General features: G+C 67.9%; 5 protein-coding genes, 1 pseudogene and 2 riboswitches. Of the genes and pseudogenes, 2 read left to right on the top strand and 4 right to left on the bottom strand.

The window, feature by feature from the left end; genetic code table 11:
- The 3 genes from AC08OP_RS08490 to gcvP all read right to left on the bottom strand — a co-directional run.
- The coding region (locus tag AC08OP_RS08490; RefSeq protein WP_476613685.1) for a GGDEF domain-containing protein at positions 1 to 1,447 on the bottom strand (1,447 nt) is incomplete at its 3' end.
- Between the two features lie 588 nt (positions 1,448 to 2,035).
- Positions 2,036 to 2,776, bottom strand: coding sequence for an FkbM family methyltransferase (locus tag AC08OP_RS08485; protein WP_476613684.1), 741 nt, complete (start codon positions 2,774 to 2,776; stop codon positions 2,036 to 2,038).
- 398 nt (positions 2,777 to 3,174) lie between these two features.
- Positions 3,175 to 6,369 (bottom strand): aminomethyl-transferring glycine dehydrogenase, encoded by a 3,195-nt coding sequence (gcvP, locus tag AC08OP_RS08480; protein WP_476613683.1) that lies wholly within the window; start codon positions 6,367 to 6,369, stop codon positions 3,175 to 3,177.
- Positions 6,370 to 6,424: 55 nt separating this feature from the next.
- Positions 6,425 to 6,548, bottom strand: a riboswitch (glycine riboswitch).
- Positions 6,549 to 6,645: riboswitch (glycine riboswitch) on the bottom strand.
- A 1,081-nt stretch (positions 6,646 to 7,726) separates the two neighbouring features.
- Between gcvP and AC08OP_RS08475 the strand changes: the two genes are divergently transcribed.
- Entirely contained in the window at positions 7,727 to 8,953 is a 1,227-nt protein-coding gene (locus AC08OP_RS08475) for a hypothetical protein (RefSeq protein ID WP_476613682.1), read from the top strand.
- A gap of 25 nt (positions 8,954 to 8,978) precedes the next feature.
- Positions 8,979 to 9,206 (top strand): annotated as a pseudogene (locus AC08OP_RS08470) (IS607 family transposase); the annotation flags it as partial.
- Between the two features lie 86 nt (positions 9,207 to 9,292).
- Here the strand turns inward: AC08OP_RS08470 and AC08OP_RS08465 are convergent.
- A partial coding sequence (locus tag AC08OP_RS08465) for a PIG-L deacetylase family protein (RefSeq protein ID WP_476613681.1) occupies positions 9,293 to 10,065 on the bottom strand: 773 nt, incomplete at its 5' end.

Below are 10,065 nucleotides of genomic sequence, written 5' to 3'. Positions count from 1 at the left end.
CCTCGCCGCTGTCTCCCCGGACACCGGCACCCGACCGGGCCTGGCCGCGCGCCCTCGTCGGCTCGGTAGACCCCGCCGCCCCGGACTCCCCCGTTCGGGCCGGCGGGTCCAGAACTCGCAGCGCGGGCACGACGATCCGGACGGGTTCCCGTCCGACGCCGCGGCGCAGACGTTCGGCGATATCGGCGAGGGCGCCTCCCCGGACATTCAGCGTGAGCAGCGCGAACTCCTCACCTCCGTAACGGGCGACGACGTCACCGGGACGGGTCACGACCAGCAGTCGCCGAGCCACCTCCGTCAACACCTGATCACCAGCCGGATGGCCGAATCGGTCGTTCACCGACTTGAAGTGATCGACGTCGACGAGGATCAGCCCCATTCCGGATCCGGTGCGTCGTACCCGACCGGCCGCCAACCGCATCTCGGCCTCCAGATAGCGGCGGGTACGCAGGCCGGTCAGCCCGTCCGTGATCGCCAGACGCCGCTGGTCGGCCTCCAGGCCCGCCATCCGAACAATGATCAGAATCATCATGATCGCACTTACGGCCACGACGACCAGCAGATCCCGTAGATCACCACGGATCACCTGCACGGCCAGCACGGTGGGAGCCACCAGCCCGGCGCTCGACAGTGCCACCAGGCGCCAGCCGCTGCGCGCCTGCGCACGCGGGGGCGCCGGCCGCGTGAGGTCGACCATGGTCGGATGCAGCGCGGCGGCGCCGAGGGCGAGGTTGCCCGTCAACCAGATCGCGTCGAGGTAGTTGCCGACCTCGAAGGCCCCGTTCGTCTGCTGCGCGACGTAGATGGCGTCGGCGGTCAGGATGGCGAGCAGGTTGCCCGCCAGCAGGAAGAAGGCGGGTGGGCGGCTCCCGTGCCCCACCACGAGACGGATAGCCACCCCCAGCAGCGCCAGATCCATCGCCGGATAGGCCACCGAGGTGACGCCGACGAACAGCTTCTGGCCCGCACGCACCTGCGGCGCGATCAGGTAGAGCCAGGACAACAGAACCGCCGCGAGCAGGAACATCGACCCGTCGAGCAGGCCGGCGATGTCCCGTTCCTGGGTCCGTCGCCGGGTCAGCAGAACGAGACCGACGACGAGCAGCGGGTAGTGGCCCAGATACAACACATCCGGCAAGGCCGGATAGTCTGTGATGTCAAGCACATAGTGAAAGATGTAGAAGGCGCCATCGCCTATGGCGTACATCACCTGGCTGCTTCCGATCAGCAACCAGGGACGTCGGTCGGTCAGCTCCTGGCGTTGCAGGCCGAGGAACACGGCCCCCGCGGCCGAGGTGCTGAGGCAGAGGTAGATGACCAGCCGGACGACGCGTGGGCCGCCGGTCGTGGGAAGCTGGCCGTAGACGAGGATGGCGATCAGACCGAGACAGAGATAGACGAGCCAGACGTGGCTACGCCAGGCGCGCCGCCACGATGGAGCCGGCATCACCCCTCGGTTCGCGACGCGGGATCCGTGCGGGACAGCGGGCGTGGCAGCGGTGCCGGGGTCCGCCGGGAGGTCCGGACCGGTGCGTCGCCCGGCTGGGCGTGATGCCGTCGATGGGCGTTCGTTGTCGGGTTGACCGAGGGAATCGGACCTGTCGACCATGCAGGACCGGCTGGCGGTGAACAGCCGCCCCGGAAGGACCGGGCCATGAGCAGCCTCTCAGTGTGAACATGCGGGTGGCACGCGTACCGGCCACGTACGCCTGTGGTGCCTTGCGGCATTCCGTTGCCGCTCACGGCACCCACAGCGACACTGATCCCACCCGCCTGGCTTCGGCGGGTCGAACGACGAGTCGAACGCCGCGACCTGCTGAAACCGTATCGAATGGTTGCTCTTCGTACAGGAGCGTTTGAAGCCTGATGGGTACTCTTATCTGATCATTTGTCCACTCATTGTGCGGGATCCGCCCCGCTCGGACGGATCCCGGCTGGGGCGGTCACGAAGGGCGAGCCTCGCCCGGACCACTACGAGCTGATGATCGGCAAGTCAGGCTGACGACCGCCGTCGCGGACGTTTCCGCGACGCAGGTCAGGGGTGGGCGACGAAGTTGAAGTGCGCCCCCGACGCGAAGGCCGCCCGGAACATGGGCAACGTGTAAGGACCGTCGCCGTCCAGATCGAAGATGCGCAGCCCGAGATCACTGTCGACGAGCGTGTACATCTCGTCGGCCGTCGTGCCGTAGTCCCGGGCACCGGCACCGAACTCGAAGACGAGATACGGCCGGCTGAAGCCGATCAGCTTCTGGCCGCCCTTGAACACCCCGTACTCGGCCCCCTCGACGTCGACCTTGATCAAGGCCGGCCGGTAGTCGGCCGGCATCGCGTCGTCCAGCGTCTCGACCGCGACCTCGATCTGTTCGACGTCCTCGCTGTCGGGCACCCGATCACGCAGCCCGCTGTAGGCGGGCCTGCTACGGACGTAGGTGAAGGGCAGCACCCCCGGCTGGTCGGCGAGCGCGGCCTGCCGTACCTCCACCGCCGGGAAATCGGTGGTCAACGCCGCGGCCATGTGCGGCAACGGCTCATAGGCGACGTGCCGGCCTCCCGGGGCGTGCTGGAGGATGATCCGGAGAACGTCACCCTTGTGCGCGCCCACGTCGATACAGTTCGAGTCCTCCCGGAGGACGAAGGACAGCAGCAGCGCCAGATGCCGGTCGTCGCTGCGATTGCGGCGGGCGGTAGGGACGACGTTGTCACGCACCAGCTTCAGCGCCGGACCGAGGCCGATGTCGACCGCCACCCGCCGGGCCCTTGCCAGCTGTTTTTCCATCCGAGGATCCATCCGCCGTGACCTCCTGTTGTTCAAGCGGCGATCTGCCGGAGTGTCATCGCCGAATGACCCGTTATGACAGTCAGTACACCACTATTGGGCGAACATGATCCATGGTCAAGACCGGTAACAGGAATTTCAAGTCCACTTCATTCCCGCTCGACCCCGCTCGGACGACCGGACGACCGGACGACCGGACGACCGGACGACCGGACGACCGGACGACCGGACGACCGGACGACCGATAATCCTTACGCCACGAAGAGTTCGACTTCTGAACTCTTCCGCCAGGGAAGGGTTTGGAGGTCGTGGCAGACTACCCAGCGGGACCGTTCGGCCTCGCATCGGCCGCCGCCGCGATGGAGAAGATCGACGGCGGCCGCGTCAGCATCCCGTCCTCAGCGGGCCCCGGCGAGAATCTGCTCGTCGACCGGCTCCACGGCGAAGGATCCCACCGGTGGGCAGGCGCAGACCAGGTTGCGATCACCATAGGCGCCGTCGATCCGACGTACCGGGGGCCAGTACTTGGCGGCCCGCAGCGAAGCGACGGGATAGGCCGCCACCGATCGCGGATAAGCGTGCGACCATTCGTCGGCGGTAACCATCTGTGCGGTATGCGGAGCATTATTCAGGGGATTGTCGGTCCGCGGCCAGATACCGTCTCCAACCTTGTCCGCCTCGGCCCGAATAGAGATCATCGCGTCGCAGAAACGATCGATCTCGCCGAGATCCTCACTCTCCGTCGGCTCGACCATCAGTGTTCCGGAAACCGGGAAAGACATGGTCGGAGCATGGAAACCGTAGTCGATGAGACGCTTCGCCACATCGTCCACGGTGACGCCGGTCATCTTCGTCAACGGCCGTAGGTCCAGAATGCACTCATGGGCGACCAGCCCGTCCCGGCCCGCGTAGAGCACCGGATAGTACGGACGCAGCCGGTGGGCAATGTAGTTGGCGTTCAGGACGGCCACCGAGGTCGCCCGGCGCAGGCCATCCGCACCCATCATCCGGATGTAGGCCCACGGAATCATGAGAATTCCGGCCGAGCCCCATGGGGATCCCGAGATCGGGCCCACTCCGGTGGCCGGTCCGGCCTCCGGCCGCAGCGGGTGGTTCGGCAGATAGGGTAGGAGTTTCTCGACCACGGCGACCGGGCCGACCCCCGGACCCCCGCCACCATGCGGGATGCAGAACGTCTTGTGCAGGTTCAGGTGGCTCACGTCGGCCCCGAACTGCCCCGGCCTGGCGAGCCCCACCAGAGCGTTGAGGTTCGCTCCATCTACGTACACCAGGCCGCCGGCCTCATGCACGATCGCGCACGCCTGCCCGATGCCCTCCTCGTACACACCATGGGTCGACGGGTAGGTGACCATCAGCGCCGCCAACGCGTCCGCGTTCGCGCGGGCCTTGCGGGCCAGATCGTTCAGGTCGACGTTCCCGTCGTCGTCACAGGAGACGACGACCACCCGCATTCCCGCCATCGCGGCGCTCGCCGCATTCGTCCCATGCGCCGAGGAGGGAATGAGACAGATGTTTCGCACCACGGACCCGGGAACAGCATGATCGCGATGATAGGCCCGGATGGCGAGCAGCCCGGCGAGCTCACCCTGACTGCCGGCATTCGGCTGGAGGGAAACCCCCGCATACCCGGTGATCTGCGCAAGCCAACGCTCCAGGTCCTGAATCATCGCGAGATATCCGGCGGCCTGGCCCAGCGGGGCAAATGGATGGATGTCGGCGAATTCCGGCCAGGTGACCGCGGCCATCTCCGTGGTCGCGTTGAGTTTCATCGTGCACGACCCCAAGGGGATCATGCCCCGGTCGAGAGCCAGATCAAGATCGGACAGTCGACGCAGATAGCGGAGCATCGCGGTCTCCGACCGATGGTCGTGGAACACCGGATGTTGCAGGTAGGAATCCGTACGCACCAGTTCGGCGGGCAGCGCCACCAGCTCGTCCGCCATCTGATCTGCCTGGTCCGCGCGGGCCATGAGGTGATCGCTCGCCGCCGCGACGGGCCCGGTCCGAGCCCCGGTTCGGATCCCGCTTTCGGTCTCGGTCTCGGTCTCGGTCCAAGTGATGCCCGCCGTGGCCTCCGGGCCCACCCCGAAGGCCGACCAGACGGCCCCCAGCTCGGCCCGGCCCGTCGTCTCGTTGCAGGAGATGCCCACGTGGTCATCGTCGACCAGCCGCAGGTTCACTCCCCGCGCCAACGCGTCCGCAACCACCTGGGCGGCCCGGCCCGGCACCGCGGCGAGGACGGTGTCGAAGAACGCGTCGTGCACCACCGTCACACCGGCGGCGCGCAGGCCTTCGGCGAGGCGCACCGCGTGCCCGTGGAGGCGACGCGCGATCCCGGCCAGGCCCTCCGGGCCGTGGTAGACCGCGTACATAGAGGCGAGTACCGCGGGCAGCACCTGGGCTGTGCAGATGTTGCTCGTCGCCTTTTCCCGCCGGATGTGCTGCTCACGGGTCTGCAGGGTGAGCCGGTACGCGGGTGCGCCGTCCGCGTCGACCGATACCCCGACGAGCCGCCCCGGCAGGGACCGCTCCAGCCCCTTGCGCACTGCGAGGTAGCCGGCGTGCGGGCCTCCGAAGGACAGCGGTAGCCCGAACCGCTGCGTGCTCCCCACCGCGATGTCCGCGCCGAGATCACCAGGCGCCCGCAGCAGGGTCAACGCCAGCGGATCGGCGGCGATCGTGACGACGATGCCGCGCTCCCTCGCCGATGCGATCACACCCCGCACATCCCGCAGGACGCCCGCCGGCCCGGGATAAGACAGCAGCAGGCCGAAGGTCGCATCCAGCTCCGCCGGGCCCACGGCCGTGAGTCCGGCGGCGAGATCCGCGACCACCACGTTGATCCCCAGCGCCTCCGCCCTGGTCGCGACCACCGCAATGGTCTGCGGGAGGGTGTCGGCATCGATGAGGAACGTCGTGCGGGAACCCTTCGCCGTCCGGAACGCGATCTGCATCGCCTCGGCCGCCGCGGTCGGCTCGTCCAGCAGGGAGGCTCCGGCCACCGCCAGGCCGGTCAGATCAGTGATCATCGTCTGGAAGTTGAGCAACGCCTCCAGGCGGCCCTGGGAGATCTCCGGCTGGTACGGCGTGTACGCCGTGTACCAGGCGGGGCTCTCCAGGATGTTGCGCTGGATGACTCCCGGCATCACCGCGGGATGGAACCCCAGCCCGATCATCGAGGAAACCGGTCGGTTCCTGCTACCGAACGCGCGTAGGGCCGCGAGCACCGCGGGTTCACTCAGCGCCGCGGGAAGATCCAGATCCTGGTCACGGATGCTCGCCGGGACGGCCGCATCAGTGAGCGCGGCCAGTGATTCCACGCGCAGCGCATCCAGCATCGCCTGTTGGGAGGACGGGTCCGGGCCGATGTGCCGATCGGCAAACCGCGGGATGGCCGCGGCGGGCAGCCGCCTCGCACCGTTCCTGCCCACCGCCGCGGCGCTACCCTGCCGCGGCGCCCCCGACCGCGCGTGCGACGACGCGGGAGCGGTCGTGGCGGTCGTGGCGGCTGTGGCGGCCGTGGCCGGTCCATCGGCATAGGGGGTGTCGTCGTACTCGGTGACGTCAGGCATGATGACTGCTCCGGAGGTCGGGCGACGACGGATCATGCCGGCGCCGCGGCGGGCCTCCCCCTCTGTCATAGGCCTGAGAGCTTCACCGGCGCCGCCGCCGGCAGTCCGGGGAGCTGCGGGCGGGGAACGCGGCTTTCACCGTCGGCGGGACACCCCACGGCGTCCACTTTCCAGAGTTGCCTGACCCGGCGGTTGGGGGCCTGAGAGTTTATGGGGAGAGCTTGCTCCTTCGGCGTCCCGACCAGCGAGCGACCGGGACTCTCCCGCACAGGTGTGAGCGGCATCGGTATGGAGTTGTGGGACGGGGCACGGATGACCCGGGGATGCCTACCAGTAGCGAATGATCGGCTCCCGACTGGCGCCGGTCCCCTCGACGCCGGCTGCGTTCAGCCACGATTCCACTCCCCGAACACTAGCTGCGGGAGCCCCGCGGGCCAACCAGTGACCCCCACCGAAACCTGTGCGCAACATGAACCCACGAACCCGTGGAGCCGTGGAGCCGTGGGCCGTGGGCCGTGGGCCCTGGGCACGGGACCATCGGTCGTCCGCCATCCGATCCTGCGGGCGGAGGCGGCGGCCTCGGCGTCAGGGCCGCCCGCCGGTAGGCGATACGAGCGCGGACAGCTATGTATCTAGGCACATGTCACAGCTCTGCGGAAAAATGTCAAGAAGCATCAAGATTCCGGGGCGTGCCCCAGCACTGATGCTGAAAAACCGGGCCATGCCCCCTGGAACGTCCTCCCGATGCCCCTCCCGCCCGCGCGGACGACACCTACACAAAGAAATGCGAGGTATCGCCCGGGTCGCCGGACGGCACGTGCATCATACGGTTCATCTGCACCATCCGACGCTGACGCCCGCCACGAAAGGTGCGGCCGGGCAGGCCGAACGCGGACACGGGCACGAAGGTGCCATCGCACGAGGTGCCATCGCACGAGCGGGATAGGCACACGGCCAGTACGCCGTCCTCGTCGACTACCCGGCAAAAAAATCGCCATGACAATTGATCATGCGGCAACCACAGCCTGGGGTTGAACCGGTGCGGCGTCTGGCCTTAACCTACGGATGTCGGCTGCACGCTTCATTGCACGGGCTTCATTGCACGGGCTTCATTGCACGGCGACTACTCTGGGCGATGACGAGTAGGAGGAGAACTCTACTTTCCGCCGTCCAACATCACGGGGAGGGAGAGCTCGATGCAGGGCCTTCAGTCACTGTTCAGACGTCGATGCGCCCTTATCCCGTCACTCCACACGCAGGGCACGGACGCGTATCCGGATCCCGGCATCCCCGCGGTCGCCGGGATGCCGGCGGGGAGACCGGCACAGCCGTTCCACCATTGGAACCAGACCGGGCCATGAGGTCGCTCCAGAGAGAACAGCCCATCAGCCAGCTGGCATCCCTGGTCGGCCTGATCGGGGTGGGTGTCGCGCTCAGCGTGCTGTTTCAGTTGTTCCAGCTGCCGAATATCTCGAAGATGCACGGCTACCGGACGGCGATCGCGGTGCTGCTGGCGGTCGGCCTGTACGGCGCCACGCTGGGGATCGCCCGCGCGGCCTGGGCGGACATCCGCCGGATCGCGCTCGTCGTCACCGTGGGCGTCGCCCTCAAGGCCCTGCTGATCGGTGGCGTCCTGGCCCTCGCGCTCGGCGACCCGCTGTACCTCCTTCTCGGCGTGGTGGTCGCCCAGATCGATCCCCTGTCGGTAGCCACGCTCACCTCGGGTTCACGAATGTCAGAACGCGGTCAGGATCTCCTGCGCAGCTGGGCCGCCTTCGACGATCCCGTGACGGTACTCCTTACCGTGTCCCTGGTCACAGCGGTCGGTTCGACGTTCGTCAAGGACCAGCCCGCGATGACGCCGGATCTCGGTGGACCGTCGGGAGTCAGCGGTTTCTTCGTCGGCCTGGCGCTCAACCTCGGCCTCGCCACCCTCACCGCCCTGCTGTGGGGGGGCGCCAAGAGACACGCGACCAGCGCCCTGGCATTGACAGCGGGCCTGATCATGGTAGGAGCAGGGTTCTTTCTCATGCTGGCGGTGGCAATCGGTGGGCTGATCCTCCGTCCCGATGCCAAGCTCTTCCCCGAGCGCGGGGACGACTTCTTCCCCCACCTCGTGGAGAGGACCGTACGGGTCGCGTTCTATGGGGCGGCGATCGCGCTCGGCCTGCTTCTCTCCGACGGAATCGCCTTTGTGCACGGGGCCGCTCTAGGAGCCGCAGCCTTCGCCGCACAGGGTCTCGTCGGCTACCTTCTCACCCACCGCATGTCCCGACGTGACCGGGTTTATCTGGCCGCTTCCCAGCAGAACGGCATCACGAGCATCGTGCTGTCCCTGGCCTTGGAGCCGGCGATTCCCGGGGTCGCCGCCATCGTCGCTCCGGCGGTCGTCACCATCAACCTGCTGCACTGGCTGATCAATCGCTGGATCGACACCAGGCCGACCGTCTTCGGAATCACCGGAGCGGACGACGCGGCCTTCGACGACCGCGGCCTTCGACGACCGCGGCCTTCGACGACCGCGGCCTGCCGCTGCGGGAGATGTCCCCGCGGGGCAGCGACCTGCTGGCTTTTGAGTAAGTGATGTGTGAGTGAACTTGAAGCAGTGAGCGGAGCGTGAGGGTGTCCACTACGTCACCGCTTACCGCTGGTTTCGGGAAGGGAAGCTGCCCGTACCGGCGCGCCGGGTCGGGCGGCTGATCCTGGTCGAGCCGTCCGCCGTCGAACGCCCCACGGGAGCCGTCGCGGTGTACGCGCGGGTCTCCTCCGCCGGCCAGTACCCCGGCCTCGACCGGCAGGTTGCCCGTGTCACCGCATGGGCAACCGGACGTGAGCTCGAAGACCCGCTCCGGCTGTAGGGCCGCCATCCGGCAACAGGTGGCTGCGAGCAAGGGGCCTACTCATGCTTCATGACTCGCAACGGTCAGACGAAGACCGTCTCGGCTGGGCGCAGGAGCCGCGCCAGGGCCTCGGCCGGAAGCACCGCAGCATCGGCCGGATGGGCTGAAAGCGGGGCAATCTGGGTGCGGTAGCAGTCGACCGCTCGCTGCTTGGCCCGCTGCACATCGACAGGAAGATGCACCCGTCGCGCCCTGGCCCAGGGAACTCGCGGGTCGTCCGGCACCGCCCAGTGCCAGGTCCAGACGGGGTACTCGAGCAGCCGGGTGCCCGTCCGCGCGGCGGCGATCTCCGCCGCCCGACCCGTCGCCTCATGATCTGGATGACGATCCCCGGCATACGTTGCGAGCAGCCACCCGTCGGCGGTGAGCAACGCTTCCAGCTGGTCGGCCAACAGCTCCTCGTGCCCGGCGACCCGCCCGTCGCGCAGGCCGACCCGATGCACCGGCACCTGGGCCAGTCCGAGTTCGGCGAGAGCGGAATGCTGTTCCGCCACCCGTCGCCGCGCAAGCTCGGCCGGCGACAGCGTCGGAGATCCGGGATGGGATGCGTCACCGTCGGTTACCGCAACAACGGTGAGCGGCACGCTCAGCGTGGACAGGATGGTCATCAGGCCACCGATGCCCAGCACCTCATCGTCCGGGTGGGGAGCCACGATCACCGCGTTCGTGGGCGGAACGGTCAGATCCAGCTCCGCCCACCCCGGATCCCATCCCTGCCAGACCGATTCGGGGGTCCCGCTGTCGTCGGCGAAGGGCCGACGCTCGTCCGCCACGCGTTCCTCCTGCATCGTTCTTC

It is taken from the genome of Frankia sp. CeRuru1 (genome assembly GCF_977966315.1).
The sequence above is the reverse complement of the archived record's forward strand: the minus strand, read 5'-3'. Positions and strand labels throughout refer to the sequence as shown.

What these genes read in the sequence shown, in the direction of transcription:
- AC08OP_RS08485 (WP_476613684.1), bottom strand. Translation starts at nt 2,776, where the DNA reads ATGGAAAAACAGCTGGCAAGGGCCCGGCGGGTGGCGGTCGACATCGGC.
- gcvP (WP_476613683.1), bottom strand. Translation starts at nt 6,369, where the DNA reads ATGCCTGACGTCACCGAGTACGACGACACCCCCTATGCCGATGGACCG.
- AC08OP_RS08475 (WP_476613682.1), top strand. Translation starts at nt 7,727, where the DNA reads ATGAGGTCGCTCCAGAGAGAACAGCCCATCAGCCAGCTGGCATCCCTG.